23 protein-coding genes and 2 tRNA genes are annotated in these 26,186 nt (G+C 71.4%); 7 read left to right on the plus strand and 18 right to left on the minus strand.

Features of this window, described 5'->3' with window-relative positions; translation table 11 throughout:
* Positions 1–70: 70 nt before the first annotated feature.
* Positions 71–1,522: a catalase gene (locus ACPXCS_RS11685; RefSeq protein WP_425946474.1), complete on the minus strand. Its 1,452-nt coding sequence runs from the start codon at positions 1,520–1,522 to the stop codon at positions 71–73.
* Between the two features lie 145 nt (positions 1,523–1,667).
* Here ACPXCS_RS11685 and ACPXCS_RS11690 point away from each other — a divergent pair, with 145 nt between their 5' ends.
* Positions 1,668–2,084 carry a Fur family transcriptional regulator gene (locus tag ACPXCS_RS11690; protein ID WP_425946475.1) on the plus strand — a complete coding sequence of 139 codons (417 nt, stop codon included), beginning with the start codon at positions 1,668–1,670 and terminating at the stop codon, positions 2,082–2,084.
* Between the two features lie 114 nt (positions 2,085–2,198).
* On the opposite strand, the gene ACPXCS_RS11695 is transcribed toward ACPXCS_RS11690, so the two are convergent.
* The 4 genes from ACPXCS_RS11695 to ACPXCS_RS11710 all read right to left on the minus strand — a co-directional run bounded on the left by ACPXCS_RS11695 (position 2,199) and on the right by ACPXCS_RS11710 (position 7,667).
* Positions 2,199–2,272 (minus strand) — tRNA-Met (locus tag ACPXCS_RS11695).
* A 276-nt stretch (positions 2,273–2,548) separates the two neighbouring features.
* Positions 2,549–4,372: a tetratricopeptide repeat protein gene (locus ACPXCS_RS11700; RefSeq protein ID WP_425946476.1), complete on the minus strand. Its 1,824-nt coding sequence runs from the start codon at positions 4,370–4,372 to the stop codon at positions 2,549–2,551.
* A 234-nt stretch (positions 4,373–4,606) separates the two neighbouring features.
* Positions 4,607–4,680 (minus strand) — tRNA-Met (locus tag ACPXCS_RS11705).
* Between the two features lie 56 nt (positions 4,681–4,736).
* Entirely contained in the window at positions 4,737–7,667 is a 2,931-nt protein-coding gene (locus ACPXCS_RS11710) for a UPF0182 family protein (protein ID WP_425946709.1), read from the minus strand.
* A 162-nt stretch (positions 7,668–7,829) separates the two neighbouring features.
* On the opposite strand from ACPXCS_RS11710, the gene ACPXCS_RS11715 reads away from it, so the two are divergent.
* Entirely contained in the window at positions 7,830–8,372 is a 543-nt protein-coding gene (locus ACPXCS_RS11715; protein WP_425946477.1) for a PPA1309 family protein, read from the plus strand.
* Between the two features lie 52 nt (positions 8,373–8,424).
* Here ACPXCS_RS11715 and ACPXCS_RS11720 read toward each other — a convergent pair whose 3' ends face one another.
* From ACPXCS_RS11720 to ACPXCS_RS11735, 4 genes are all read right to left on the minus strand, one after another.
* Positions 8,425–9,516, minus strand: a complete 1,092-nt coding sequence (locus ACPXCS_RS11720; protein ID WP_425946478.1) for a YlbL family protein — start codon at positions 9,514–9,516, stop codon at positions 8,425–8,427.
* A 102-nt stretch (positions 9,517–9,618) separates the two neighbouring features.
* Positions 9,619–9,783 carry a hypothetical protein gene (locus tag ACPXCS_RS11725; protein WP_383324000.1) on the minus strand — a complete coding sequence of 55 codons (165 nt, stop codon included), beginning with the start codon at positions 9,781–9,783 and terminating at the stop codon, positions 9,619–9,621.
* Positions 9,784–9,899: 116 nt separating this feature from the next.
* The gene (locus ACPXCS_RS11730) at positions 9,900–10,361 is read right to left on the minus strand and encodes a molybdenum cofactor biosynthesis protein MoaE (RefSeq protein WP_425946479.1); all 462 of its coding nucleotides are present in this window, start codon (positions 10,359–10,361) and stop codon (positions 9,900–9,902) included.
* Between the two features lie 100 nt (positions 10,362–10,461).
* On the minus strand, positions 10,462–11,583 hold the full coding sequence (locus ACPXCS_RS11735; protein ID WP_425946480.1) for an SDR family oxidoreductase: 1,122 nt from the start codon (positions 11,581–11,583) through the stop codon (positions 10,462–10,464).
* 192 nt (positions 11,584–11,775) lie between these two features.
* Here ACPXCS_RS11735 and ACPXCS_RS11740 point away from each other — a divergent pair, with 192 nt between their 5' ends.
* Together ACPXCS_RS11740 and ACPXCS_RS11745 are read left to right on the plus strand one after the other, a co-directional pair.
* Positions 11,776–13,227, plus strand: a complete 1,452-nt coding sequence (locus tag ACPXCS_RS11740) for a zinc-dependent metalloprotease (RefSeq protein ID WP_425946481.1) — start codon at positions 11,776–11,778, stop codon at positions 13,225–13,227.
* Positions 13,224–13,751, plus strand: coding sequence for an NUDIX hydrolase (locus ACPXCS_RS11745; RefSeq protein ID WP_425946482.1), 528 nt, complete (start codon positions 13,224–13,226; stop codon positions 13,749–13,751). The genes ACPXCS_RS11740 and ACPXCS_RS11745 overlap by 4 nt, the downstream gene beginning before the upstream one ends.
* A gap of 180 nt (positions 13,752–13,931) precedes the next feature.
* Here ACPXCS_RS11745 and ACPXCS_RS11750 read toward each other — a convergent pair whose 3' ends face one another.
* From ACPXCS_RS11750 to ACPXCS_RS11765, 4 genes are all read right to left on the minus strand, one after another.
* A complete protein-coding gene (locus ACPXCS_RS11750; protein ID WP_425946483.1) occupies positions 13,932–14,687 on the minus strand; it encodes an AIM24 family protein in 756 nt (251 codons plus the stop codon).
* 17 nt (positions 14,688–14,704) lie between these two features.
* A complete protein-coding gene (locus ACPXCS_RS11755; protein ID WP_425946484.1) occupies positions 14,705–15,385 on the minus strand; it encodes an AIM24 family protein in 681 nt (226 codons plus the stop codon).
* 11 nt (positions 15,386–15,396) lie between these two features.
* Positions 15,397–17,187 carry a TerD family protein gene (locus tag ACPXCS_RS11760; protein WP_425946485.1) on the minus strand — a complete coding sequence of 597 codons (1,791 nt, stop codon included), beginning with the start codon at positions 17,185–17,187 and terminating at the stop codon, positions 15,397–15,399.
* A gap of 142 nt (positions 17,188–17,329) precedes the next feature.
* Entirely contained in the window at positions 17,330–17,938 is a 609-nt protein-coding gene (locus ACPXCS_RS11765) for a M48 family metallopeptidase (RefSeq protein WP_425946486.1), read from the minus strand.
* A gap of 318 nt (positions 17,939–18,256) precedes the next feature.
* On the opposite strand from ACPXCS_RS11765, the gene ACPXCS_RS11770 reads away from it, so the two are divergent.
* Both ACPXCS_RS11770 and ACPXCS_RS11775 read left to right on the plus strand, forming a co-directional pair.
* The gene (locus ACPXCS_RS11770; protein WP_425946487.1) at positions 18,257–19,471 is read left to right on the plus strand and encodes a TOMM precursor leader peptide-binding protein; all 1,215 of its coding nucleotides are present in this window, start codon (positions 18,257–18,259) and stop codon (positions 19,469–19,471) included.
* Positions 19,464–20,834: an ABC1 kinase family protein gene (locus ACPXCS_RS11775; protein WP_425946488.1), complete on the plus strand. Its 1,371-nt coding sequence runs from the start codon at positions 19,464–19,466 to the stop codon at positions 20,832–20,834. The genes ACPXCS_RS11770 and ACPXCS_RS11775 overlap by 8 nt, the downstream gene beginning before the upstream one ends.
* 200 nt (positions 20,835–21,034) lie before the next feature.
* Here ACPXCS_RS11775 and ACPXCS_RS11780 read toward each other — a convergent pair whose 3' ends face one another.
* From ACPXCS_RS11780 to ACPXCS_RS11795, 4 genes are all read right to left on the minus strand, one after another.
* The gene (locus ACPXCS_RS11780) at positions 21,035–21,358 is read right to left on the minus strand and encodes a hypothetical protein (RefSeq protein WP_425946489.1); all 324 of its coding nucleotides are present in this window, start codon (positions 21,356–21,358) and stop codon (positions 21,035–21,037) included.
* Positions 21,355–21,723 carry a WhiB family transcriptional regulator gene (locus tag ACPXCS_RS11785; protein ID WP_425946490.1) on the minus strand — a complete coding sequence of 123 codons (369 nt, stop codon included), beginning with the start codon at positions 21,721–21,723 and terminating at the stop codon, positions 21,355–21,357. The genes ACPXCS_RS11780 and ACPXCS_RS11785 overlap by 4 nt, the downstream gene beginning before the upstream one ends.
* 169 nt (positions 21,724–21,892) lie before the next feature.
* On the minus strand, positions 21,893–22,219 hold the full coding sequence (locus ACPXCS_RS11790) for a hypothetical protein (protein ID WP_425946491.1): 327 nt from the start codon (positions 22,217–22,219) through the stop codon (positions 21,893–21,895).
* Between the two features lie 164 nt (positions 22,220–22,383).
* Positions 22,384–24,636, minus strand: a complete 2,253-nt coding sequence (locus ACPXCS_RS11795) for an ATP-dependent DNA helicase UvrD2 (RefSeq protein WP_425946492.1) — start codon at positions 24,634–24,636, stop codon at positions 22,384–22,386.
* A gap of 126 nt (positions 24,637–24,762) precedes the next feature.
* Here ACPXCS_RS11795 and ACPXCS_RS11800 point away from each other — a divergent pair, with 126 nt between their 5' ends.
* Positions 24,763–25,005: a mycoredoxin gene (locus ACPXCS_RS11800; protein ID WP_333936850.1), complete on the plus strand. Its 243-nt coding sequence runs from the start codon at positions 24,763–24,765 to the stop codon at positions 25,003–25,005.
* Positions 25,006–25,099: 94 nt separating this feature from the next.
* Here the strand turns inward: ACPXCS_RS11800 and nudC are convergent, their stop codons facing one another.
* Positions 25,100–26,044, minus strand: coding sequence for an NAD(+) diphosphatase (gene nudC / locus ACPXCS_RS11805; protein ID WP_425946493.1), 945 nt, complete (start codon positions 26,042–26,044; stop codon positions 25,100–25,102).
* Between the last annotated feature and the right edge of the window lie 142 nt (positions 26,045–26,186).

Below are 26,186 nucleotides of genomic sequence, written 5' to 3' on the forward strand. Positions count from 1 at the left end.
GCACGAACGGACCGGGCCCCCGAGGGGGACCCGGCCCGTTCCACTACCGCAAGCGGTCCAGTGCTGGAGTTCAGCCGCGCAGGGCCTGGACCGCGGCCTCCAGCCGCTTGCCGTAGTCTCCGTCGGCCCGACGGAAGTTGTCGATCGCCCGCTCGACGATGTCGTCGCGCGAGACCTTGGCGATGAAGCCCGCCAGGTTGGCGATCAGGCGCTCCTTCTCGTCCTCCGACATGAGCCGGTAGAGGTTGCCCGCCTGGACGAAGTCGTCGTCCTCGGCGTGCACCGGAGCCTGGTGGTTGCCCGTCTCGCCGCTCACGGCCGTGGCGGACCACAGCGGACGGTCCGTCTGGAACGGCCCGCCGAAGCTGTTCGGCTCGTAGTTCTTCGCGCCCCCGTGACGGCCGTCGTAGAGGTGGCCGTCACGCGAGTTGGTGCGCGCCACGGTGGCGTGCGGACGGTTCACCGGCAGGTGGTCGGCGTTGATGCCGACGCGGTAGCGGTGGGCGTCGCCGTAGGCGAAGAGGCGGCCCTGGAGCATCTTGTCCGGGGACGGGCCGATGCCCGGCACGAAGTGGGCGGGGCTGAAGATCGACTGCTCGACCTCGGCGAAGATGTTCTCCGGGTTCCGGTTCAGCTCCAGCTTGCCGATCTCGACGACCGGGTAGTCCGCGTGCGGCCAGACCTTGGTCAGGTCGAACGGGTTGAACCGGTACGTCGCCGCCTCGGCCACGGGCATGATCTGCACGCCGACGGTCCAGGTCGGGTACTCGCCGCGCTCGATCGCCTCGCGCAGGTCGCGCTGGTGGGAGTCGGGGTCCTCACCGGCGAGCCGGGCGGCCTCCGCGCTGGTCAGGGTCTTGATGCCCTGGTCCGTCTTGAAGTGGTACTTCACCCAGAAGGCCTCGCCGGCCGCGTTGCTCCACTGGAAGGTATGCGAGCCGAAGCCGTCCATGTGGCGGTAGGAGGCCGGGATGCCCCGGTCGCCGAACAGCCAGGTCACCTGGTGGGTGGACTCGGGCGACAGGCTCCAGAAGTCCCACACGTTGTCCGCCTCGGTCGAGCCGGTGTACGGGTCGCGCTTCTGGGTGTGGATGAAGTCGGGGAACTTGATGGCGTCCTTGATGAAGAACACCGGGGTGTTGTTGCCGACGAGGTCGTAGTTGCCCTCCTCGGTGTAGAACTTCAGCGCGAAGCCGCGGGGGTCACGGACGGCGTCCGCCGCGCCCAGGTTGCCGGCCACCGTCGAGAAGCGCAGGAAGACCTCGGTCTCCTTGCCGACCTCGGAGAGGAAGGCCGCGCGGGTGTACGGCGTGACATCGGCGGTCACCGTGAAGGTGCCGTAGGCGCCCGCACCGCGCGCGTGCACCACGCGCTCCGGGATCCGCTCCCGGTTGAAATGGGCGAGCTTCTCCAGCAGGAGCTGGTCCTGGACGAGGACCGGGCCGCCGACGCCCGCCGTCTCGCTGTTCTGGTTGTCGGCGACCGGAGCTCCGGCCTCCGTCGTAAGCGGTCCCTGCGTCACGTGCGCCTCCTGCACCGTTCCTGGCCAAACCTGTCTCTTGGCCAAAGCCGTTCTCGATCCTACAATAGACATTGTCTAAAGCAAGCGAGATTCTAATCTCACACCTGTTCGGGACCTGGTCCCCTTAGCTGTTAGGCTGGTGGCCATGAGTGACCTTCTGGAACGCCTGCGCGGACGCGGATGGCGGATGACCGCGCAGCGGCGCGTCGTGGCCGAGGTCCTTGACGGCGAACACGTCCATCTGACGGCCGACGAGGTCCACGCCCGGGCCGTCGCCAAGCTGCCCGAGATCTCCCGCGCGACCGTCTACAACACGCTCGGTGAGCTCGTGACCCTCGGCGAGGTGCTGGAGGTCTCCACCGACCAGCGCGCCAAGCGGTACGACCCGAACGCGCACCGGCCGCACCACCACCTGGTCTGCGCCCAGTGCGGCGCGATCCGCGACGTGCATCCGATCGGCAACCCCCTGGCGGACCTCCCCGACTCCGAGCGCTTCGGCTTCACGGTCTCGGACGTCGAGGTGACGTACCGGGGCGTCTGCCCGAACTGCGCGGCCGCGTAGGCCCCACGCACACACACGAAAGCCCCGGCACCTTCAGGTGCCGGGGCTCTCTGCTGTACACACGCCATACACCGAGGGCCGGAACCCTTTCGGATTCCGGCCCTCGGCCTTCAGTAGCGGGGACAGGATTTGAACCTGCGACCTCTGGGTTATGAGCCCAGCGAGCTACCGAGCTGCTCCACCCCGCGTCGATGAATGCAACGTTACGTCAATGACGAGGGCAGATGCAAATCGCTTAACGCGGGCGCCGCCGGGGCCGTCCCGGAGGGCGGCCGATCGCCCCCAGGCCGAGACCGATCAGCCCGCAAGCCGCCCGACCTCGCACCGACGGCCCCCGCCTCCCGTCCAAGACACCCGCGCCCGTGCGCGGACGGCCCGGTCCGCCACTTCAGGCGGCCCTCATGCCCTCGGGCCCCCGGGCCCCCGGGACGAACGCCTGGCGCCCCGCCGGCCGCCACCCCGCCTCAGGCCGACAGTTCCTGGCGGAGTGCGTCCCGCAGGCGCTCCGCCCGTTCCGCCACCGACCCCGGTCCGAGGGACACGGCCCGGTCGGCCCAGCGCTGGCCCTCCGCCAGCTCGCCACGACGCGCGTAGACCAGAGCCAGCCGCAACGCCGCCCGTCCGTGGCCCGCGTCGGCCGCCCGCGTCCACCAGACCGCTGCCTCCGGCTCACTCCCCTCCCGGGCCAGCAGCAGCCCCAGATTGAACGCGCCGTTGCGGGACCCGGCCTCGGCCGCCTCCCGGTACCAACGGGCCGCCTCGACGACGTCCCCGCGGGCCGCCGCCAGCATGCCGACCCGCACCTGGGCCCGCCGGTGACCCTGGGAGGCCGCCCGCTCGTACCACTCCTCGCACTCACTGCGCCGGTGCACCGGCTCGCCGAGCTCGTGCGCCGGCTCCGGCGGCCGCCGCGCGTCGAGCACGGTCGCCAGCCGGTACGCGGCCTCGGCGCTGCCGCCCCCGGCCGCACACCGCAGGTGCCGCTCGGCCTCCTGCTCGTCGCCGTCCCGCAGCCGCGCGATGCCGACCTGCAGCGCCGCTTCGGTGTGCCCGGCGGCCGCGGCCCGCTCGTACCAGCGCAGCGCGGCCTGCTCCTCGCCCCGCCCGGCGTGCAGGATGCCCAGGTTGAACGCGGCGTCCACGCTCCCGGCCTCCGCCGCCTTGGAGAACCACGGCTCCGCGCCCGTCTCGTCCCCGCCCTGCAGCAGCAGGATCGCCAGCGCGTTGGCGGCCTCCCGGTGCCCGGCGTAGGCCGCGCGCCGGTACCACTGCTCGGCCTGCGCGGTGCGCCCCTGTTCGGCGCAGAGCAGCCCGAGGTTGTACGCGCCGTTGACGTCACCCGCGTCCATCGCGGCCCGGTACCACCGCTCGGCGGTCTGGGTCTCGCCCCGCTCGGCGTGCAGCGCGCCCAGCGCGTTCGCCGCGTTGCCGTCGCCGTCCTGCGCGGCCCGCAGCCACCAGACGGCGGCGTTCTCGGTGTCGCCCGCGTCGCGCAGCAGGAACCCGAGCGCGCAGGCGGCCCGCGCCTCGCCGTCCTTGGCGGACGTCAGGTACCAGCGCCCGGCCTCCTTGAGCGCGCCGCGCCTCTCCAGGATCGACCCGAGGTGCAGGGCGGCCCGCCGGTGGCCGCGCGCGGCGGCCTGCCGGTACCACTGCTCGGCTTCCTCGGCCGCCTGGACACCGTTGTCGCCGTCGGCCTCCCGCGCCGACTTCCGGTCCAGGGCCCTGGCCAGCCGGTACGCGGCCTCGCGGTGCCCGCGCTCGGCCGCCACGCGCATCCACTGCTCGGCCGCGGCGTCCCCGCGGTGCTCCAGCAGGTCGGCGAGGGCGTACGCGCCCAGGGTGTGACCCTGCTCGGCGGACTGGCGCAGCCAGTACTCGGCGGCCGGCTCGTCACCGCGCTCACGGTGGTGCCGGCCGAGGGCGTGCGCCGCGGCGGCCGACCCGGCGACGGCCGCGATCCGCCACCAGCCGGCGGCCTCGTCGGCGTAGCCGCGCTGGTGGAGCAGGACGCCCAGGTTGTTGGCGGCGGCCCGGTCGCCCGCGGCGGTGGCGGCACGCAGATGGGGTTCGGCGCCGTCGAGATCACCGCGGCGCAACAGCATGGCCCCGAGGACACTCATCGCCTCGACGTCGCCGGCCTCCGCGGCGAGCCGCTGACGCAGCTCCTCGGCCGCCTCATCAGCGAGTTCCCCGGTCTCGTCCGGGGTCTCGGTGTCCTCCCGGCTGGAAGGCTGCACAAAACGCCCTGTCTCGAACAGAGTTGCCTTGTCCCCCATAACGTCCATCGTCGCACCACCTGCAACCTGGGTACACCTGGTATACCGCAGCCAGTGAGGTCACTACAGCGTTTTGTCGACATGCCCACAGAGAGACAAGTCAAACACAGAACGCCCAACTCCCCACGGCGGCGCGGCCGTAACCTGCGCCCATACATGCGTTCACACATCACGAAGGCCCGGATTCCTCTGTGGAATCCGGGCCTTCGTGGCCACTCCGTCACTCGGACATCGCGACTTCAGTAGCGGGGACAGGATTTGAACCTGCGACCTCTGGGTTATGAGCCCAGCGAGCTACCGAGCTGCTCCACCCCGCGCCGTTGTGTTCACAACCGTATCACGGCGCGGGACGGGCATTTCACCAGGCCAGGGCCTAGCTGCTCGGCTTCGGACTCGGACTGCCGCTCGGGCTGCCGCCGGGCTTGCTCTCGCCGCCCCCGGCGCCCGCGCCGCTCGCCTGTGCGTCCTCGGCCCGCTGCAGGGCCTCCTCCAGGTCCTTCTGCGCCCGGCCGTACGCCTCCCAGTCGTTCTCCTTCAGAGCCTCCTGGCCGGCGTCGAACGCCTTCTGGGCGTCCTCCAGGGCCTGTTGGACCGTCGGGTTCTCGGACGTCGGCGGTGGCGGCGTGTCACCACCCTCGTCCGGCGGCTCGGGAGCCGGCCCCTCCGCTCCGAAGACCTTGTTGAGGGCCTCGTCGAGCGTGTTCTCGAAGGCGGTCTGGCCTCCGTAGGTGACCAGCACCTTGCGCAGCAGCGGGTACTTCAGTCCGCCACCGCGGACGTAGACCGGCTCCACGTAGAGCAGTCCGCCGTCGAGCGGCACCGTCAGCAGGTTGCCGTACTCGACTTCGGAGTCGCCGCCTCTCAGGAGCCTGATGGACTCGGCGATGTCCTCTTGGGAGTTGAACTGGCTCTGGACCTGCTTGGGTCCGTTGACCGTGGTGTTCGTCGGCAGTTTCAGGATTCTGATCTTGCCGTAGTCACTGGTGCCCGCCTCGGCGTCGACCGCCATGAACGCGCTGAGGTTGTCCCGGCCGTTGGGCGTGAACGTCGTCGTCAGCGAGAACGCCTGCGCCTGCTGGTCGGGCATCTTCATGCTCAGGTAGTACGGCGGCACCGCGTTGCCCGACCGGTTCGTCGGGTCGTCCGGCACCTGCCACACCTCGCTGCCGCTGAGGAACGTCGTGGCGTCCTTCACGTGGTAGCGCGTGAGCAGCTCGCGCTGGACCTTGAACAGGTCCTGGGGGTAGCGCAGGTGGTCCATCAGGGACTTGGAGATGTCGCTCTTGGGCTCCACCGTGTCCGGGAAGGCCTTCATCCAGGTCTTCAGGACGGGGTCCTTGGTGTCCCACTGGAAGAGTTTGACCTTGCCCGTGTAGGCGTCGACGGTGGCCTTCACCGAGTTGCGGATGTAGTTGACCTGGTTCTGCTGGGCCACCACCGCGCGGTTGTCGTTGGTGGCGGTCAGCGAGTCGGCCGTGGTGTCACCGAGGGTCGTGCGCGACGAGTACGGGTAGCCGTTCGTCGTCGTGTACGCGTCGACGATCCACTGGATGCGGCCGTCCACGACCGCCGGGTAGGCGTCGCCGTCGATCGTCAGCCAGGGGGCGACCGCCTCGACGCGCTCCTTGGGCGTGCGGTTGTACAGGATCCGCGATCCGTCGCCGATGGCACCGGAGTAGAGGATCTGCGGCTCGCCGAACGCCACCGCGTACGCGGCCCGGTTGACCGGGCTGGAGAGGTTGACCCCGCTGTCGCCCTTGTAGCTGGTGGTCTTCTCGCCGTTGTCGTCGGAGTAGTCGATCTCCTTCTGGGGACCGCCGACGATCGAGTACGTGTCGGTCTTCTCGCCGTAGTAGATCCGCTGCTCGTACGTGCCGAGGTCGCCCTCGGAGGGCAGGTCGGACTCCGTGAAGTTCGGACGGCCCTGGGCGTCGGCGCTGGTGCCCTCGGCGGCGACCACTCCGAATCCGTGCGTGTAACGGAAGTGGTTGTTGATCCAGTTCTTCTTCGGGATGCCCGCGAGGTTCAGCTCACGCAGGCCGATGACCGTGTCCTGGTCCTTGCCGTCCTTGGCGTAGCGGTCGACGTCCAGGTTGTTCGGGAACGCGTAGTAGTTCCTGATCTGCTGGAGCTGCTGGAACGTCGGCGAGACGATGTTCGGGTCCATGATCCGGATGCTCGCCGTGGCGTCGACGTCGTCGCGGAGCTTGGTCTTGTCCTCGGTCGTGCTCGTGCCCGTGTAGTCGGTCACCTTGGTGCCGTCGATGCCGTAGGCCTTGCGCGTCGCATCGAGGTTCTTCTCGACGTACGGCGCCTCCTTGGCCTGCTCGTTCGGCTGGACCTGGAACTTCTGCACGATCGCCGGGTACAGGCCGCCGATGAGGATCGCGGAGAGCACCATCAGGCCGAAGCCGATCACGGGCAGCTGCCAGGTGCGCCGCCACAGGGTGGCGAAGAACAGCAGCGCGCAGATGACGGCGATGCAGAACAGGATCGTCTTGGCCGGCAGGTAGGCGTTGGCGTCGACGTACCGCAGACCGGTCCAGTTGTCGGTCGCCCGGAAGTCGCTGGACTTCACCGCGAGCCCGTACCGGTCGAGCCAGTAGGCGACCGCCTTCAGGGCCACGAAGATCCCGATGAGCACGGACAGGTGCCCGGTGGCCGCGGCCGTGGCGCGCGCGCCGGGGCTGGTGACGCGCAGCCCGCCGTAGAGGTAGTGCGTCAGCGCGGCGGCGATCACGGACAGGATCGCGGCGGCGAAGCCGAAGCCGAGCAGGAAGCGGTACCAGGGCAGGTCGAAGGCGTAGAAGGAAACGTCCAGCTGGAACTGGGGGTCCTTCTGGCCGAAGGACACGCCGTTGACCCACATCAGCCAGGTGCGCCACTGACCGGACGCGGAGGCGCCGGCGATCAGGCCCACCAGGGCGGTGATGCCGAAGAGCAGCCACTTCTTGTAGGGCGCGATGCCCATCCGGTAGCGGTCGAGGTTCTGCTGCTCCATCGACATGGCGCTCAGCGGCGGCCGCAGCCGGTGCGCCAGCCAGATGTTGACGCCCACCGCGACGGCCATCAGCAGGCCGAAGACGAAGAAGAGCCCGATCTTGGTCCACAGGGTGGTGGTGAAGACCGAGGAGTAGTTGACCGAGCGGTACCAGAGCCAGTCCGTCCAGAACCCCGCGAACATGGTGAACGCCATGCCGAGGACGGCCAGGACGCCCAGCGTCATGAGCAGGGTCCGGACGCGCCGGGACGGGCGGCCCACTCTCATCCGCGGCCCTGTCGGGCCTCCGCCGCGGTCCGGCATCTGGAAAGCCAAGGTGCGCACCTCGAAGTTCGCTGTTGATTCGTCGGGCCCGCGTCTCACGGACCGTCCGCGGCCCCCGTGATCGTGGGCCCCCACCTATGCAACTTACTCACCGTTTACTCGGTTCCCGATTCCGGCCAGGAACGAGAGAGGATTGTGACCATGTCCAACACTCCCATGGCTGCGAACCCGCTCACCCGGGCCGTGCTCGAGATCGACGAGTACGTCTCCGGCCTCGGCTGGGACCAGCCGGCCCGCCTCTTCGCCCTCGTCGACACCGCACGGCTGCGAGCCGAGCAGCCCTCGCTCGCGGACCGGCTCGGTCTGGGCGAGGAGCCGGAGAACTCCGGCCTCACCCCGATCGAGCAGGACGAGATTCCAACGGGCAAGCCGCTCGACGAGTTCCTCGCCACCATCGCCTGGCCCGACGCGGTGGCCGGGTGCGCCCTCGCCGTGGAGCGCCTGATGCTGCCCCCGTCCGCCGAGGCCCAGGTCCCGAAGGACCTGAGCGAGGCGGCGCTGACGAAGTGGGTGGCGGAGCACCCCGAGCGCCAGGAGGTCCGGATGACGGTCGCGGTCCTGCGTGACGGCACCCGCGACTCGGCCCTGCGGCTGCGCGAGAAGGACTCCCCCACCGAGGTGCTGACCGGCTCCGACCTGGTCCCGGGCCTGGCCGAAGCGCTGTCCGCGACGTTCGAGGAGTAGCCGGAAAGGGGTCGGGGGCCCGGTACGTACACCGGGCCCCCGACCGCCGCGTCTACTTACCGCACCGCGGAAGGTCCGCGGTGTCGCCGCCGCGGATGTCCTTCAGGGCGCCGAGGGCGTCCTCGATGGTGTCCACCTTGACGAGGGTGAGGCCCTCGGGGGTGTCCTTGGCGGCGGCCGCGCAGTTGTCGGCGGGCGTCAGGAAGTACCGGGCGCCCTTCGCCCGCGCGCCGACGGTCTTCATCTCGATGCCGCCGATCGGGCCGACCTTGCCCGCGTCGTCGATCGTGCCGGTGCCGGCCACGAACGCGCCTCCGGTCAGGCTGCCGGGGGTGAGCTTGTCGTAGATGCCGAGCGCGAACATCAGACCGGCGCTCGGTCCGCCGACGTCGGCCAGCTTGATGTCGATGGTGAAGGGGAAGGTGTGGTCGGTCCCGGCGGAGATCCCGACGATGGCTCGCTTCTCGCCCGCGTCGTCGGACGTCGCGGTGGTGATGGTGACGTCCTCGGTCTTCGTCGGCGTCCGCTTCTCCTTCTCGGCGGCGGCCTGCTCCTTGGCGGGCACGATCGTGAAGCGCACGTCCTGCCCGGGCTTGTGCCGGGTGACCAGCTTCGCGACGTCGGCCGGCTGCTTGACCGCCGTGCCGTCGACGGCCTTGATGACGTCTCCGGCGTGCAGCTTGTCCTCGGCCGGGGATCCCTTGACGACCGTCGAGACGATCACCCATGACTTCACCGGGACGTCGAGTTCCTTCAGGGCGGCGACCTTGGCGCTCTCCTGGGACTGGCTGAACTCCTCGGCGTTCTCCTGGGTGGACTGCTCCTCGGTCTTGCCGTCCGGGTAGAGCGTCTCGTGGGGCACGACCTTGTTGTCGTGCGCGAGCCAGCCGTAGACCGCCTCGACCAGGTTCATCCGGTAGTCGGCGCTGGTGACGCGGACCGTGGTCATGTTGAGATTGCCGCTGGTGGCGTACGTCTTGCGTCCCTCGATCTGCAGCACCGGCTCGCCGTCGTGGTCGCCGAGCGTGTTCACCGTCGGTCCCGGGGACATCTCCGCGTACGGCACGGGGATGAACACTCCCGCGCACAGAAGCGCGATCAGCATCAGGGTGGAGGCGAGCATCGTCGCGGTGCGGCGTGGCATGACTCGACAGTACGGGACGGTCCTGTCAGCGCACCGTCAGGGCCGCCCGTCCGGGGCGGCCCTGCGCGCTCACACGCTTGTGACCTGCTGTTTCGGCGGCCGTCAGCTACCCGGCCGGGGCTTCTCCATGGCCTCGCGGAAGCGGGCGTATCCGATGAGCTCCGGGCCGTCGCTGCGGACCTTGCGGGTCCGGTTGGCCCAACTTCCCCACAGCCCCGCGCCGATCGCAGCCACAAGCGGAATCAGCAACCAGGCGAGCGCCGCCATGCCGACCTCCAACCCCATCGTGCATCCGCGAACTGACTGATCAGCAGATTAACCATCCGCAGTGACAACGCTCACGCCAGGGGTGCGGTTACGCAACCGGAGGACGACCCGCCGGATCAGCAGGCGCCGACCCACTCCTCGGTGCCGTCGGAGAACCTCTGGTGCTTCCAGATGGGCACCTCGTGCTTGAGGTCGTCGATGAGCTTGCGACAGGCCTCGAAGGCCTCCCCGCGATGCGGACAGGAGACGGCGACGACCACGGCGAGGTCCCCGATCCGCAGGTCGCCCACGCGGTGCACGGCCGCCAGGGCCCGCACCGGGTACTCGGCGACCACCTTCTCGGCGATCCGCCGCATCTCGGCCTCCGCACTGGGGTGGCACGAATAGCCCAGCTCCGCCACGTCGGCGCCACCGTCGTGGTCGCGCACGGTGCCCACGAAGAGGGCGGTGCCGCCGGCCGCGTCGTCCCCGACGGCGCGGAACACCTCGTCCACGGACAGGGGGGTGTCCCGGATCCCGATCAGCTTGACGGGGTCCTGCGCGGCCCGCTCACCGGGGTGATCGCTCGTGGATGCCATGGCCCCATCGTGCCGCACGGGGCCGACAGCACGAAATAGAGCTATCGACCACCGCGCGCGCGTGGTGGTTGGAGTCTCCTACAGGGGTGCCGCCGCGGCCTCAGATCCGCCGCCGCGCCTTCCTGGCCCGCCGCACCACCGCCGCCGCGCCCAGCAGCGCCACCGTCGCGCCCGCCGCACCCGCGGCCGTCGCGTCCTTGCGGCCCAGGCGCCGCCCGGCGACCGTGTGCCGCCCGGAGACCTCCTCCAGGAGCTGGGCGAGCACCTCCTCGTTGGTGTACCGCGGCCGCCATCCGGCGTCGTGCAGCCGGCTGCCGCTCACCACCCAGGGGTACATCGTGTAGGCCAGGTCCCCCGCCGGGGACGGGGTCAGGCCGATCCGGTGCAGCCGTGCCGCCGCCCCCAGCGCGACCGCCGACGGCAGCTCCATCCGGCGGATTCCGCTGAGCTCCTCGACCTCCTCCTGCTCCAGCCATCCGTCGCACCCGACGGCGAGTTCCCCGTCGACCTTCTCCAGGACGGCGTACTCCAGCGCGCTGCACAGGTCCTCGACGTGGCAGAACTGCCACGCGGGCCGCGAGCCGGCGACGACCAGCAGCCGAGGAGACTCGAAGTACCTGGTCAGCGCCGTGTCGGTGCCGCCGACGAGCACGGCCGGCCGCACCACGGTGACGTTCAGACCCGGGTGGGCCCGCGGTGCCCGGCGGGCCAGCCGCTCGACCTCCAGCAGGTCGCCGACGCCCGTGGCCTCCGCCGTGGCGCGCAGCTCCGCGTCCTCGGACAGCGGCAGCTCGTTGTCCGGCAGCGCGCCGTAGACCATCGACGAGGTGCACAGCACCACGCGGTGCACTCCGGCCGCCGCGGCCGCCGTCAGGACCGTCTGCGTCCCCCGTACGTTGTAGGCCGTTCGGGCGGCCGCGTCGGTCTCCAGGTCGAGATCCAGCGCCAGGTGCACCACCACGTCGGCGCCGCGCAGCTTGTCGGCGATGGCCGGATCCCGTACGTCGAGGATGTGCCACTGCGCGGCGGCGCACTCGCCGCGCCGCTCGTCGATGGCCAGGACCTGTCTGACCTCGTCGGACGCCGCGAGCCGTTCGGTCAGCAGGGCGCCGACGCCGTATGCGGCGCCGGTGACCGCGACGACGGGGCCACGCCCCGCGGGACTCGCGGAACTGGTTGACTGGTTTCGCGCTGCGCGAACCTGCGGATCTGGGGAACTCACCGGGCGTCTCCAGCGGTTGTCTTCAGTACGAGCGCGAGCGACGCGTGCGTACCAGGTGGCATCCATCCTGCCGCAGGCCGTCAGTCGGCGAAGCACCGAGGCCCGATCCGCCCCAGGTGTCTACGCTGGGTGGTGTTGTCGGGCAGCCGTGCCGCCGGAAAGAACCGGCGGCCTTACCAGCCGAGGAATCCCGTGAGTGACACCCCATTCGGATTCGGCCTTCCGCCGGAGGAGCCGGACGACGGCGACGAGGGCAAGAAGAAGGACCAGCAGAGCGGTGGTGGTCAGGGACCGGCCAACCCGTTCGGCTTCGGCGGCCTGCCCGGAGCCGGAGGCTTTGGCGGCGGCCCCGGTGGCCCCGGTGCGGACAACCCGTTCGCAGCCATGTTCGGCTCTCTGAACCCCAACGACCTGGGCGCCGCCTTCCAGCAGCTGGGCCAGATGCTCTCCTACGAGGGCGGCCCGGTGAACTGGGACATGGCCAAGCAGATCGCCCGCCAGACGGTCTCCCAGGGCTCCCCCGACGGCACCAAGGACACGAGCGTCGGCCCCGCCGAGCGCCGGGCCGTCGAGGAGGCGGTCCGCCTGGCGGACCTGTGGCTCGACGACGCCACGTCCCTGCCGTCGGGCGCCGGCTCCGCCGTGGCCTGGAGCCGCGCGGAGTGGGTCGAGGCCACCCTGCCCGCCTGGAAGGAGCTCGTCGACCCGGTCGCCGAGCGCGTCGGCACCGCCATGGGCGACGTCCTGCCGGAGGAGATGCAGGCCATGGCCGGCCCGCTGATCGGCATGATGCGCTCGATGGGCGGCGCCATGTTCGGCACGCAGATCGGGCAGGCCGTCGGCGTGCTCGCGGGCGAGGTCGTCGGCTCGTCCGACATCGGCCTGCCGCTCGGCCCGGCCGGCAAGGCCGCGCTGCTGCCGGTGAACATCGAGACGTTCGGCAAGGACCTGAGCGTCCCCCAGGAGGAGGTACGGCTGTACCTCGCGCTGCGCGAGGCCGCGCACCAGCGCCTCTTCGCGCACGTGCCGTGGCTGCGCTCGCACCTGTTCGGCGCGGTCGACGGCTACGCCCGCGGTATCAAGGTCGACACGGCCAAGCTGGAGGACGTGGTCGGCCAGTTCGACCCGCAGAACCCCGAGCAGCTGCAGGAAGCGCTCCAGCAGGGCATGTTCCAGCCCGAGGACACGCCCGAGCAGAAGGCCGCCCTGGCCCGTCTGGAGACCGCTCTTGCCCTGGTCGAGGGCTGGGTGGACGCGGTGGTCCACGCGGCCGCCAAGCCCCGCCTGGGATCGGCGGACGCGCTGCGCGAGACGCTGCGCCGCCGCCGCGCCTCGGGTGGTCCCGCCGAGCAGACGTTCGCCACGCTGATCGGTCTGGAGCTGCGCCCGCGCCGTCTGCGGGACGCCTCCCGTCTGTGGGCCTCCCTCACGGACGCGCGCGGGGTCGACGGCCGGGACGCCCTGTGGCACCACCCGGACATGCTGCCGACGGCGACCGACCTGGACGACCCGGACGGCTTCGTGCACCGCGAGCAGATCGACTTCTCCGAGCTGGACAAGATGCTCGGCGAGGCGGCGGACAAGCCCGACCTGCGCAAGAAGGACGAGGGCGAGGACGAGAACAAGGGCGACGACGCCGGGTGAGCCTGTACGACGACGCGGTCCTCGTGCTGAAGGGCTACGAGGACCAGCCCGAAGTGCGGCAGATCTACCTCGACCACCTGGCCGATCACCCGGACGGCCTATGGAAGGCCTGCCACGCGGGTCACATCACGGCGAGCGCCCTGGTGATCGACCCCGAGGGCGGCCGGGTGCTGCTGACCCTGCACAGGAAGCTGAAGATGTGGCTGCAGATGGGCGGCCACTGCGAGCCGGGCGACGCCACCCTGGAGGCAGCGGCCCTGCGCGAGGCGACGGAGGAGTCCGGCGTCTCGGGGCTGGACCTGCTGCCGGGCGGCCCGGTGCGTCTGGACCGGCACCCGATCCCGGCGCCGTGCCACTGGCACCTCGACGTGCAGTACGCGGTCGTGGCGCCCCCGGACGCCGCGCACGCGGTCAGCGACGAGTCGCTGGACGTGCGCTGGTTCGGCTACGACGAGGTTCCGGACGTGGCCGACGACTCGGTCGTACGGCTGCTGGAATCGACGCGGGCGAGGCTCGCGGTCTGAAGCGTGTGCAAGGGGCGGCCGCAAGCAGGGTGGCCGCCCCTTGCACGTGTCCCTGGCCGCGGGTGAGCGCCCCGGTCAGGGGCGCGGGGAACTGCGCGACCAGCCACGGACGGGTCCGCGGTCCGGCTCCGACCGCACAGCCCCCGGACCCGATCGGCCCAACCGCGGAGCACGCGGCACTCAGCTCCAGGCGTTGCCCTGGTTCTGCCCCCGCGCCCCCTGCTGGCCCATGCCGTACTGCGCGGAGAGGCCCGAGCCGATCTGCGCGTTCTGCGGCGGCAGCAGCTCACTGGGCTGGACCAGCGCGAAGCCGGTGCCCATGAAGCTCAGCTCCCAGCCCTCGCCGGTGTTGCCGCGGCGGCGCCACACCCCGGAGGAGTGCGTCTGGGCCTGCATCTGCACACGCAGGCTGGTCGACCAGGCGACGATCGCGTCGGCGTCGCAGTTGACGTACCTGTCGGGCGTCACCTGCAGCAGCAGCGGCATGCCCGAGGTCATCAGCGCGATCTTGCCCCGGCCGCTGATGTTGAGCTGGTACTTCCCGGAGCCGGAGATGCCGTAGAGGCTGTCCACGGCGATGACCTCGTGGTGCAGGGAGGAGTCCATCGCCAGCACGTAGCTGCTGTCGACGGTCAGGCCGTCCTGGTCCACGTCCATGACGTGGACGTGCTGCTTGAGGTTGGCGAGGTAGACCGTGCCCTGCCCGTGGCAGCGCATCAGGTCGAGTCCCTCACCCGTGTGCGCACGCGCGCGTGCCTGGTCGTTGCTCTGGTACTCGGCGTCGAACTCGACGAGGCCCTGGTAGGCGACCATGGTGCCCTTGCGGGCCAGGATGTCGTCGTGGCCCTCCAGGGCGACGCGCAGCATCTGCTTGTTCTGCAGGCTCCAGCGTTCCTGGGTCTGCTGCTCGTTGTAGGCGAAAATCGGGCTCTGCATGGCTTTCTGGCTCCCCCTCAGCCCCGGAACCGGAGACGGTCGGTGCTGTCCTCGCTGGGCTGGACGACGACGATGCCCTGACCGGAGAAGGCCATCTGGTAGGCCTCGCCGCTGCCGCGGCCGATCAGCGACTGCGCCCGGAAGCTGCGCTTGCCCTTCACCTTGAGGTTCGGGGACCAGGCGACGAGCGCGTCGGGGTCGACGTACGTCTCGTCCTCGCCACCTCCGCAGTCGACCACGATCGGCTTGCCCCGGGAGGTCAGCGCGACCCAGCCCTGGCCGGAGATCCTGGTGTTCCACAGGCCCTGCCCGGCGAACTTGGCCAGGCCCTTGACCCGCTCCACGCCCCAGGTGAGGTGGGCGTCGAAGGCGAGCAGGTTGGTGGCGTTGACCGAGATGCCGTCGCCGTCGAGGTTGATCACGACGACGTTCGCCCCGTAGTCGGCGAGGTAGAGCAGACCGTCGCCGGAGCACTTCATCAGGGGCGCGCCCTCGCCGGTCAGCCAGTCCTTGGCGATCTGGCGCACGGCCGGCGGGTTGGGCTCGTACTGGACGAACCCTTCGTAGGCGACCATCGACCCCACGCGCGCGAGGAGGTCGTTGCCGGTCTGCATGGCGACCTTCAGCATGTGGTTGCCGTGGTTCTCCATGCGGGCGGTGACGGGTGCGGGGGCGTGGCCCGCGAGCTGCTGTGTCATGACGGGCTCCCTCAGACCTCGTACGGCTGGACGACGATGAAGTTGCCGGGAGCACCCCGGAACTGGAGGTTGACGCTCTCCCCGGTGTCGCCCGGGTAGGAGTTGCGGCGCATCCTCACCTGGCTGGAGACGACGACCTGGGCGGCGGCCGACCAGGCGACCACGGCGTTGCAGTCGGCGAACGTGGTGGGCGTGACGGGCAGCACCACGGGCGTGCCGTGCGTCTTGACGACGATGGTGCCGGTGCCCTGGAACTGCATCGTGAACAGGGCGCCCCCGGGGATGCCGTGCCCCTCGATGCGGCGGACCTCGTACTGGAGGCTCTCGTCGAAGGCGAGCACGTTCTCGGCGGAGACGCAGACGGCGTCGCCCTGGAGCTCGATGGGGTGCAGCATGGTCGAGTTCTCGGCGAGGAACACCTGCCCCTGGCCCGTGCAGCGCATCAGCTGCATCTCCTGGCCGGTGGCGTTGCCCACGATCCGGCCGGCGAAGCCCGCGCCCTTGTAGCTGAAGTCGACCTTGCCCTGGTAGAGCACCATGCTGCCCTGCCGTGCCAGCACGGGCTGCCCGCCGATGCCCAGGTCGACGCGGACGAGCTTCTTGTTCTGCTGCGTCCAGCGCTGCCCGGTGGGGGTCTCCTTGAACTGCTGGAGCGCGGCGGCCACGCCCGGGCCCTGGACGGCGCCGGCCTGCGGCACGCCCTGCGGCGGCACGCCCTGCGGCGGCACGCCCTGCGGCGGGACCCCGTGCTGGGGAGCGCCGTGCTGCGGGGCACCGTAGGGGGCCTGGCCGAACGGCGGCTGCTGGCCGTAGCCCGGGGGCGGGGTGGGCTGGCCGTAACCGGGCGGCGGGGCGGGGGCCTGGGGCGCCTGGGGCTGGCCGTATCCGGGCGGCGGCGGGGCCGTCTGACCGGGGGCCTGGCCGTACTGCGGCGGCTGCGGCGGCTGCTGCTGGCCCGGCTGGCCGTACGGCGCGGGGGCCGGGGGCGGTACCGGGGAGCCGGCGGGCGGCGTGTGCAGGGGCGCGACGATGGTCGGGGCGGCGTGCACCTGGGGTGCGGGCGCCGGGGCCGGCGGCGGGGTGGCTCCGGGCGGGGTGGCTCCGGGCGGGGGTGCGAAGCCCTGCGCGGCGGGCTGGGGAGCGGGTGCCGGGGCGGGAGGAGCCGGCGGGGCGGGCGCGGGGGCCGGGGCGGCGGGGACGCCGAAGGCGGGCGGCGCGAAGCCCGGGGCGGCACCGCCCTGCGGCTGCTGCGGAGCGGGCGCGGGCGCCTCCTCCTCGGCCACCTCACCGCCGAAGTTCTTCAGCAGCGCGTCGAGACCGCCGTCGAAGCCCTGCCCGACGGCGGCGAACCTCCACACGTCCTTCAGGTAGAAGTCACCCAGCATCACGGCCCGCTCGGTGGAGAACTCCGAGCCGTTGAAGGCGTAGCGGGCCACCTCCTCGCCGCCCGCGACGATCCGGATGTACCCGGCGGCGATCTGCGACATCTGCCCGGCGCCGTCGATCGTCGCCGTGAAGGACAGCTTCTGGATCTGCGGCGGGATCCGGTCGAGGGTGACCCGGAAGGACTCCGTGTCGCCCGCCTGGGCGCCCAGGAGCTGGATGGCCTCCTCGGGGGACTTCGGCTGGTTGAAGAAGACGAAGTACCGGTCGTCCGAAAGCCGCTCGTCGGCGTCGAGGCCGAAGCAGCTGATGTCGAAGCTCAGGCCGGGGCCGGAGATCTGCACGCCTACGTACAGATCCGTGCCCGCGGTGAGGTCACTGATCCTGGCCTTGTGGCCGCGTTGGAATTCCCTGGCCATGCGTAACGACCGTCCCCCATCCAGAACGTGAGTGCGTCGCGTCAGGCTAACGGCAAATCCGGACATCGGAAGACGTCGGTACAGAGCCGGTACAGAACCCGCGCCCAGCCGTATCGGCTGCTCGCTCACGCAAAGCGGTCACTCACCCCGCGGAGCTCTCCCCGCGCGCCCCGGGCACATGGGGCAGCCGCTCGGCGGCGACCACGCCTTCCAGGTAGCCCCGGGCCCGCTCCGTCCTCGGGTAGGCCTCCAGCAGCTGCCAGAAGCGCGGCCCGTGCCCGGGGACGAGCAGATGCGCGAGTTCGTGGAGGAGGACGTAGTCGACGACGTACTCCGGCATGCCCTGCAGGCGGTGCGACAGGCGGATGCTGCCGTCGGACGGGGTGCAGGACCCCCAGCGGGTGTTCTGGTTGGTCACCCAGCGCACCGACGCGGGCCGGGCCCGGCCGCCGAAGTACTGCTCCGAGAGCCGCCGGGCCCGCTCGGCCAGCTCGGTGTCGCCGAGGGTCCGCTTGCTCTCCTGGGCGGCCAGCTTGGCGAGCATGACGTTGACCCAGCGCTGTTCCTCCGCCGCGGACATGCGGGCGGGGATGAGCACCACGGTGCGATCGCCCTCGCGGTACGCGGAGACCGTCCTGCGACGGCGGGAGCTCCTGCGGACCTCGATCGCGCTCGCCCCCGAGCCGCTCGGCGGCTGGCTCGTCGTGCTGCGCTGTGGATGTCCGGCGCGGTGCAGTGGGTCGGCGGGCACGCCCCGACGTTACCCGCTGCACACGGGGAAGTCCCGGCTCCGGGACGGTTCGGCCGCCGGTGCTCCCAGCGGCCGCCGGATTTGTACGACGAATCCTCGCACCTGTGGACAACTTTCCGCAGCGAGCGGCGGGATTGGGCATGCTGGATCCCGTCGGCGCAGCGGCGGGCGGACCCGGTCCGGGACCAGGACCGCGGCCCGCACCGGAGTCCGGCCGGCGACCGGGGCGTGCCGTGACCGGCCGCCCCGGTTCGCAGCCGCGCTCACCCGCCGCCGCCCGACACACGGGGACGTTCTGAGACAAACGGGGGCTCTGTCATGCATCCGATGGTGAAACCCGCGCTCCGGCGCGGCTGGCGCGACCTCGACACCGTGCAGTTCGGGATGACCCCGGCGCACGCCCTGACGCTCGGCCCGATGGACACGGCGACCGGCGGCTTCCTCGACCTGCTGAACGGCACGCGGGGCATGGAGCTGCTGCGCGCGGAAGGGCGGCGCTTGGCCCTGCCCGACGGCCATGTCGACGCTCTGGTGCGGCGGCTGTCGCGGGCCGGGCTCCTCGACGACGCCCGGGGCGGCGGACCGGCCGCCGACGCGCTGCGGAAGAAGAAACAGGTCCTCGACCGGCTGCGGCCCGATCTGGCCTCGCTGTCCCTGACCGGCTCGCAGCCCGGGGAGGCGATCCGGCGGCTGGCCGCCCGGCGCTCGCAGCGCGTCCAGGTCCGGGGCGCGGGCCGGGTGGGTGCCGTCCTGGCCTCGTTGCTGGCGGGAGCCGGCGTGGGCGAGGTGGAGGTGCGTGACGGCGGCCGGGTGGAGCCGTGCGACGTCGCCCCGGGCGGGCATCCGGCACAGTCCGTCGGCGACCGCAGGGACGAGTCGGCCCGCCGCGCCGTCCGGCAGGCCGCCCCGGACCGGCCGCCCCGCCGCGCCGAGGTCTCTCCGCCCCCGGACGCCGGCGACCCGGGCTTCTGCCTGGTGGTTCTCGCACCGCGGGACGACGTGGCGGTGCACGCGCCCGACCCGTCCGCAGCAGCGCCCCTGATGGCCTCCGGGACACCCCATCTGTACGCCGGTGTCGTGGAGGGGACGGGCGTGGTCGGCCCTCTGGTGCTGCCCGGGGAGACGGGCTGCGCGGGCTGTCTGCACGAGGACCGCACCGACCGCGACCCGGCCTGGCCGCGCCTGATCGCCCAGTGGCGCTCGGGCGGACAGCGGCAGGTACGGCCCTGCGACCTGGCGCTGGCCACGACCGTGGCCGGGCTGGCCGCCGCGCACGCGCTCGCCTTCCTGGACGGCCGGACTTCGTCGAGCACCGGCGCGCGCTGGGAGGTCTCCCTCCCCGCTCTCCACTGGCACGCCCGGCCGGTATGGGCCCATTCCGCATGCCCGTGCGGGGCGGCGGAGAAAGGAAAGGGGGAGCACCCCTCGGAGGACGGGGCGTCACACGAGACAATGGCGGTGCAACGGCCGTCGGCGCAGTGCCCTGAGGCAGCGGCGGAGCGGCCGGCTGGGACTTGGAGGGCGCATGTCTGATCTTCCCCGGAAGGCGGTCACCAGGACCGCCAAGCTCGCCGCGCTCCCGCTCGGCATCGCCGGGCGGGCGACCTGGGGATTCGGCAAGCGGATCGTCGGCGAGTCCGCGGAGCTCGTCGGCCGCGAGCTCCAGCAGCGCACGGCCGAGCAGCTGTTCAAGGTGCTCGGCGAGCTCAAGGGCGGCGCGATGAAGTTCGGCCAGGCCCTGTCGGTCTTCGAATCGGCTCTGCCCGAGGAGGTGGCCGGCCCCTACCGGGCCGCGCTGACCAAGCTCCAGGAGGCGGCGCCGCCGATGCCCACGCGCACGGTGCACGGCGTGCTCGAGGAGCGGCTCGGCGAGGGCTGGCAGGAGTTGTTCCTGGAGTTCGAGGACAAGCCCGCCGCGGCCGCCTCGATCGGCCAGGTCCACCGGGCGGTGTGGCACGACGGCCGCGAGGTGGCGGTCAAGGTGCAGTATCCCGGCGCGGGCGAGGCCCTGCTGTCCGACCTGAACCAGCTGAGCCGCTTCTCCCGGCTGCTCGGCCCGCTGATCCCCGGCATGGACATCAAGCCGCTGATCGCGGAGTTGAAGGACCGCGTCTCCGAGGAGCTCGACTACGGCCTGGAGGCCCAGGCCCAGCAGGCGCACGCGGAGGAGTTCGCGGACGACCCGGACGTCCTCGTGCCGCACGTGGTCCACCAGAGCGAGCAGGTCCTGATCACGGAGTGGATCGACGGCATCCCGCTGTCGGAGATCATCTCGGACGGCACCGAGGAGCAGCGCGACCGCGCCGGCCAGCTCCTGGCCCGCTTCCTGTTCTCCGGTCCGGCCCGCACCGGCCTGCTGCACGCCGATCCGCACCCGGGCAACTTCCGTCTGCTGCCCGGCGGTCCGGACGGGGAGGACGACTGGCGCCTCGGCGTGCTGGACTTCGGCACGGTCGACCGTCTTCCGGGCGGCCTGCCGGCCACCATCGGCGAGTCCCTGCGCATGACCCTCGACGGCGAGGCCGAGGCCGTCTACGAGCTCCTGTGCACGGAGGGCTTCGTCAAGGAGACGATGGAGCTGGACCCCGAGGCCGTCATGGACTACCTCCTGCCGATCATCGAACCGGCCCAGGTCGAGGAGTTCACGTTCACGCGCGGCTGGATGCGCAGCCAGGCCGCCCGCGTCGCCGACCCCCGCTCCCCGGCCTACCAGCTGGGCAAGCGGCTCAACCTGCCGCCGTCGTATCTGCTCATCCACCGGGTGACGCTGAGCACGATCGGTGTGCTGTGCCAGCTGGGAGCGACGGTGCGGCTGCGTGAGGAGCTGGAGGAGTGGCTGCCGGGGTTCGTCCCGGAGGACCCGGCGGACGGCGAGGAGTCGGTCGCGCAGGCGTGAGCCGGGCTCCACGTCTCACCACCGGTCGGACTCCGGGCGCCTCTCCGTCTGCCTGAGGTCGGGGTGCCGCCACCCGGAGGCGGCACTGCCGTACGTCCGGGCCCCAACACGGCGCGGGGGCCGGTCCGTTGGCACGGACCGGCCCCCGCGGGGAAACCACTGCCTCCGGTGCGGGAGGCCACCGCTTCAGAAGCGGTCGGTCACTGCATGACCGCCATGGCCAGCGCCCGGCGGGCGCGCCGTGAGGCGCGCTCCGCCCTGCGCTGCATCCGGCGGGCGGCCACCAGGCGCACGGCCTGGCGGTCCCGCTCCGCCTCGTCCAGTCGCTCGCGCATATGCGCACGAGCCATGGCTTCTGGGATGAGTTGCATCTCTCGGGTCCTGTTCTGACGCGAGTCCATCGCGCCATTGGTGGGGAAGTCTTGAGTCGCGGAGCCTGCGGGCTCGTCGGTGGACGGCTTCATCGGGGCCTGCTTCTGGGGGTCGTGCGTGAGGGGACGGTCGATTGTTCCTGTGATGTTCATGCTGTGACCGGGTTCTTGCGCGGGCGGCCACGCGGCCGCTTCCGGGCGACGACGACACCCTGGACGAACAGCTCGCCACCCCAGACGCCCCAGGGCTCACGCCGCTCCTTGGCGCCGGCGAGGCAGGCCTCGACCAGCGGGCAGGTCCGGCAGAGGGACTTGGCGTACTCGACGTCCGCGGGCGACTCGGCGAAGAAGACCTCCGGGTCGTAGGAGCGGCATGGGACGGGTACGCCGAGGTTCTCGATGGCGTCGTCGAGCGCGGTGAGCGCGGTGAGCGGGGTCAAGGTGGAGTCCTCCGTGGAGCCGGGCTTGGGGATCGTTTCCGAAGGCGGTACGGACGGTGCGTGCGCTTCGAGTTGCACGGTCGTCTTCCTCGTCTGGTCGTTCCGGCCTGTGGGCCGGGGGCGGCTGGTACCGGGTTCTTTTCCTGTCCCGAGGTCCTTCGGTCCGTCGTCCCTGTTCAGGGACAAACAGAAGGGCCGCGGATCCCGGATGGGGTTCCGCGGCCCTGAAGGCGCCGGCCTGATCGAATCAGGCTGGATCACTCCAGGGTTCTGGCCCACGGAAGGCCCACATCTGGTGGTGCTGCGTCGTCTGCTTCCGGAATCCGGCACCGGTCGCCGTAAAGGCATAGGCCTGCGCCTGTGCCGCTACTGCCGCTTCCAGTGCCTTGGTCGGTCGCTCATTGCGCTCGCGGACGGGAAGGCCCACGGGGGCAACGGAGGAGGACGCCGGACGGACGGCACGAATGCCGGACAGACCGGTGCCCAGGTTCGAAACGCCGAGCATGCACGTGGAGACGGCCGAGCGATCGGTCATTTTCACGGTGTTGAAGGAGCTGGTGTTGATGCTGATCACTGGACTCGCCTCCTCTCGGCGTCTCGGGGGACTGGATGAACCAGTCCGACGGATATGCAAGTACAACACGGAATCAGGGCCTCCGAGAAGGCCGCTGCTCTCGTGCCTAAGAACCTATGGGGATTGCTGGGGCATGCGCAAACTATTTTTTCGACGAGTTCGTGTCAGTCCTCGTCCTGGTCCGCCGCGGGGTACTGGCCTGCGCAGATGGCCAGAACCTCGGTCCCGTAGCGGGTGAGCTTGCGCATGCCGACGCCGGGGATGCGCGCCAGCTCGTGTTCGTCGCCGGGGGCGGTCTCGGCGATCGCCATCAGCGTCCTGTCGGTGAACACGCAAAAGGCGGGCTGACCGCTGGTGCGGGCCTGCTCGGCGCGCCACTCGCGGAGCCGTTCGTACAGGCCCTCGTTCATGTCGGAGGGGCAGTCGTCACAGCGCATCAGCTTCATCTCGCCCGCGTCGGTCAGCGTGCGGCCGCAGACGCGGCAGCGGGCGGGGGTGCGCTGCACCCGTCTCGGGGCGGAGCCCCTGGTTCCGGGAATGCCGCGCTCGATCCCGCCCGCTCCTCCCGCGGAGGCGCGGCCGGTGGTGGCGGTCGAGCCGGGGCGCAGCCCGTCCAGGAACCGGCTGGGGCGGCGGCTGGGGCGGCCGCCCGGTGAGCGGGAGAGGGACCAGGAGAGATGGAGGCGTTCCCGCGCGCGGGTGACGCCGACGTACAGCAGACGGCGTTCCTCCTCGATCTGTTCGTCCGTCTTGGCGTAGGTGATCGGCATCATCCCCTCGGCGACACCGACGAGGAACACGACGTCCCATTCCAGGCCCTTGGCCGAGTGCAGGGAGGCGAGGGTGACGCCCTGCACGGTGGGGGCGTGCTGGGCGTTCGCCCGCTCGTCCAGCTCGGCGACGAGGTCGGCCAGGGTGGCGCCCGGCTTGGCGGCGGCGAAGTCCTGGGCGAGGTTCACCAGGGCGGCCAGGGACTCCCAGCGCTCCCGCACGGCGCCGGAGCCGGCCGGGGGCTTCGGCGTCCAGCCCTCCCCCGACAGCACGGCGCGCACCTGGGAGGGCAGGTCGACGGCGTCGTCCAGGAGGGAGTCGTTGCCGCCGAAGCGGGCCGCGCCACGCAGGGCGACGCCCGCTTTGCGCACCTCCGGGCGGTCGAAGAACCGCTCGGCGCCGCGCAGCTGGTAGGGCACTCCGGCGTCGGCGAGGGCCTGCTCGTAGGTCTCGGACTGCGCGTTCGTGCGGAACAGGACGGCGATCTCGGCGGCCGGGACGCCCGCGTCCATGAGCTCGCGGATGCGGCGGGCCGCGCCCTCCGCCTCGGTGGGCTCGTCGGTGTACTCGGTGTAGATGGGCTCGGGTCCCGCGGGGCGCTGGGAGACGAGCTCCAGGCGGTGGTCGGCGGCGCGGCCCTTCGCCTGGGCGAGCAGACCGTTGGCGAGGTGGACCACCTGGGGGGTGGAGCGGTAGTCGCGCACCAGCTTCACGACGGTGGCTCCCGGGTGACGGGTGCGGAAGTCGAGCAGGTGGTCGGGGGTCGCTCCGGTGAAGGAGTAGATGGTCTGGCTGGCGTCGCCGACCACGCACAGGTCGTCCCGCTCACCCAGCCACAGCTCCAGCAGGCGTTGCTGGAGGGGGCTGACGTCCTGGTACTCGTCGACCACGAAGTGCTGGTACTGGGCGCGGACCTGTTCGGCGATGTCGTGCCGGTCCTGCAGGACGGCCACGGTCAGCAGCAGCACGTCCTCGAAGTCGATGACGGACCGCTCGCGCTTGATGTCCTCGTAGGCGGCGTAGAGCTGGGCGATCTCGGCGGGGTCGCGGGGGGCCTCGCGGCCTGCCTTGGCCGCGGCGGGCGCGTAGTCGGCCGGGACGGTCTGGGTGACCTTGGACCATTCGATCTCGGCGGTGACGTCCCGCAGTTCACCGCGGTCGAGCCGGACGCGGCAGGCGGCGGCCGCGTCGGCGACGAGCTGGATCTTGCGGTCGACGAGCCGGGGCATGGAACCGCCGATGGCCTTGGGCCAGAAGTACTGGAGCTGGCGCAGGGCGGCCGAGTGGAACGTGCGCGCCTGGACGCCTGCGGCGCCGAGCTGGCGGAGCCGGCCGCGCATCTCCCCGGCGGCGCGGTTGGTGAAGGTGACGGCGAGCACGCTGGACGGCTGGAGGATGCCGGCGCGCACTCCGTAGGCGATGCGGTGGGTGATCGCCCGGGTCTTGCCCGTGCCGGCGCCGGCCAGGACGCACACCGGCCCGTGCAGGGCGGTGGCGACCTCGCGCTGCTCGGGGTCGAGCCCGTCGAGCACCGCGTCGGGCGAGTCCGGTACCTGCGGGAACAGGGTGGAGTGCGTTGCTGCTGTCACACAGCCATGCTGCCAGGTCGCGCGAGACGGCTGCGACGGTTGTCCACAGGCACGCACTGATAGTCGTACCAATGCGGCAGGCGTCACGTCCGGCAGGGCCGGGGACCCGGGAATGGTGGACGTTTCACCGGCGTTTCACCGACTGCGAACCCGTCCCCGAGCCACCGAAGGAGCACGAGAGACATGCCGGGCACTGTGACGATGTACAGCACCACGTGGTGCGGCTACTGCCGCCGGCTGAAGAGCCAGATGGACCGCGAGGGCATCGCGTACGACGAGATCAACATCGAGCAGGACCCGGAGTCCGCCGCGTTCGTGGAGAAGGCGAACGGCGGCAACCAGACGGTGCCCACCGTTCTGTTCCCGGACGGTTCCACCCTCACCAACCCGTCGCTGGCTCAGGTGAAGCAGAAGATCGGCGCGTAGTCCCGCGCCGGCGCGGCGAAGGCGGTCCCCGGGCGAGCGCGCTCGGGGACCGCCTTCTCGTGTGCCCCGGACCGGCCGGGACGGCCGGGCTGCGTCAGGCGACGGTTCGCGTCGGGAGCGGCTTGCCGTACCAGAGCTCGATCAGGCGGGCGGCGATGGAGATGCCGTAGGGCGGCAGCACCTCACCGGACTCGAAGGCGGCGCGCAGTTCGTCGCGGGAGAACCAGCGGGCCTCGTGGATCTCGTCACCGTCCACGTTGATCTCGGTCGTGGTGGCGCGGGCCAGGAAGCCCAGCATCAGGCTGGACGGGAACGGCCAGGGCTGGCTGGCGACGTACTCCACCTGGCCGACGGTGATGCCGGCCTCCTCGTGGACCTCGCGGCGCACCGACTGCTCGATGGACTCGCCGGGCTCGACGAATCCGGCGAGTGTCGAGAAGCGGCCCTCGGGCCAGTGGACCTGGCGGCCGAGCAGCAGCCGGTCGTCCTCGTCGGTCACGGCCATGATCACGGCCGGGTCGGTGCGCGGGTAGTGCTCGGCGCCACAGGCCGGGCAGCGGCGGATGTGGCCGGCCGCTGCGATCACGGTCCGCTCGCCGCAGCGCGAGCAGAAGCGGTGCGTGCGCTGCCAGTTCTCCAGGCCGACCGCGTGCACCATCAGGCCGATGTCGCGGGCCGACAGCAGCAGGCCCGCCTCGCGCAGGCCGGCCGGGCGCGCGGACTGGTCCATCCGCCCGGGCAGCGCGTCCTTCTGCAGGGCGAAGTAGCTGACGCCGTCCTCGTCGATGCCGAGGAAGTAGCGGTGTGCCTCGGTGAGTGGCGCCTCGAAGGACGGGATCATGACGAGTTCGGTGCGCCCGTCCGCCGTCTCGTCGATGAGGACCTGCCCGCCGGAGACCACGAAACAGCGCGTGGAGGGGTGGCTCCACGCCGCCGCGAGCCAGGCCTCGTCGAGCCGGTGGTGCGCGGCCCGGTCGATGCCGCTCGGGGCGGTGAGCGAGATGGGTCGGTCGGCGTTGTGGTCGGTCCAGGTGGTCACGGGTGCTTCCAACTCCCCCGGTGGAACGGTTGGGTTCGGCGGCTGTTCAGCGGGACATACGGCGGGAGGCGACCGGTTCGGGCGGGCTCGTGCGGTGCGGGGCGATTCTTCCAGTGTGCCCCGCGCGCGTGGCCGGTCCGGA

It is taken from the genome of Streptomyces sp. DT190, assembly GCF_049846985.1.
In the GTDB taxonomy this organism is placed as follows: domain Bacteria; phylum Actinomycetota; class Actinomycetes; order Streptomycetales; family Streptomycetaceae; genus Streptomyces.

What these genes read in the sequence shown, in the direction of transcription:
- ACPXCS_RS11690 (WP_425946475.1), top strand. Translation starts at nt 1,668, where the DNA reads ATGAGTGACCTTCTGGAACGCCTGCGCGGACGCGGATGGCGGATGACC.
- ACPXCS_RS11700 (WP_425946476.1), bottom strand. Translation starts at nt 4,372, where the DNA reads ATGGACGTTATGGGGGACAAGGCAACTCTGTTCGAGACAGGGCGTTTT.
- ACPXCS_RS11710 (WP_425946709.1), bottom strand. Translation starts at nt 7,667, where the DNA reads ATGCCGGACCGCGGCGGAGGCCCGACAGGGCCGCGGATGAGAGTGGGC.
- ACPXCS_RS11715 (WP_425946477.1), top strand. Translation starts at nt 7,830, where the DNA reads ATGTCCAACACTCCCATGGCTGCGAACCCGCTCACCCGGGCCGTGCTC.
- ACPXCS_RS11720 (WP_425946478.1), bottom strand. Translation starts at nt 9,516, where the DNA reads ATGCCACGCCGCACCGCGACGATGCTCGCCTCCACCCTGATGCTGATC.
- ACPXCS_RS11725 (WP_383324000.1), bottom strand. Translation starts at nt 9,783, where the DNA reads ATGGCGGCGCTCGCCTGGTTGCTGATTCCGCTTGTGGCTGCGATCGGC.
- ACPXCS_RS11730 (WP_425946479.1), bottom strand. Translation starts at nt 10,361, where the DNA reads ATGGCATCCACGAGCGATCACCCCGGTGAGCGGGCCGCGCAGGACCCC.
- ACPXCS_RS11750 (WP_425946483.1), bottom strand. Translation starts at nt 14,687, where the DNA reads ATGCAGAGCCCGATTTTCGCCTACAACGAGCAGCAGACCCAGGAACGC.
- ACPXCS_RS11755 (WP_425946484.1), bottom strand. Translation starts at nt 15,385, where the DNA reads ATGACACAGCAGCTCGCGGGCCACGCCCCCGCACCCGTCACCGCCCGC.
- ACPXCS_RS11760 (WP_425946485.1), bottom strand. Translation starts at nt 17,187, where the DNA reads ATGGCCAGGGAATTCCAACGCGGCCACAAGGCCAGGATCAGTGACCTC.
- ACPXCS_RS11770 (WP_425946487.1), top strand. Translation starts at nt 18,257, where the DNA reads ATGCATCCGATGGTGAAACCCGCGCTCCGGCGCGGCTGGCGCGACCTC.
- ACPXCS_RS11775 (WP_425946488.1), top strand. Translation starts at nt 19,464, where the DNA reads ATGTCTGATCTTCCCCGGAAGGCGGTCACCAGGACCGCCAAGCTCGCC.
- ACPXCS_RS11780 (WP_425946489.1), bottom strand. Translation starts at nt 21,358, where the DNA reads ATGAACATCACAGGAACAATCGACCGTCCCCTCACGCACGACCCCCAG.
- ACPXCS_RS11800 (WP_333936850.1), top strand. Translation starts at nt 24,763, where the DNA reads ATGCCGGGCACTGTGACGATGTACAGCACCACGTGGTGCGGCTACTGC.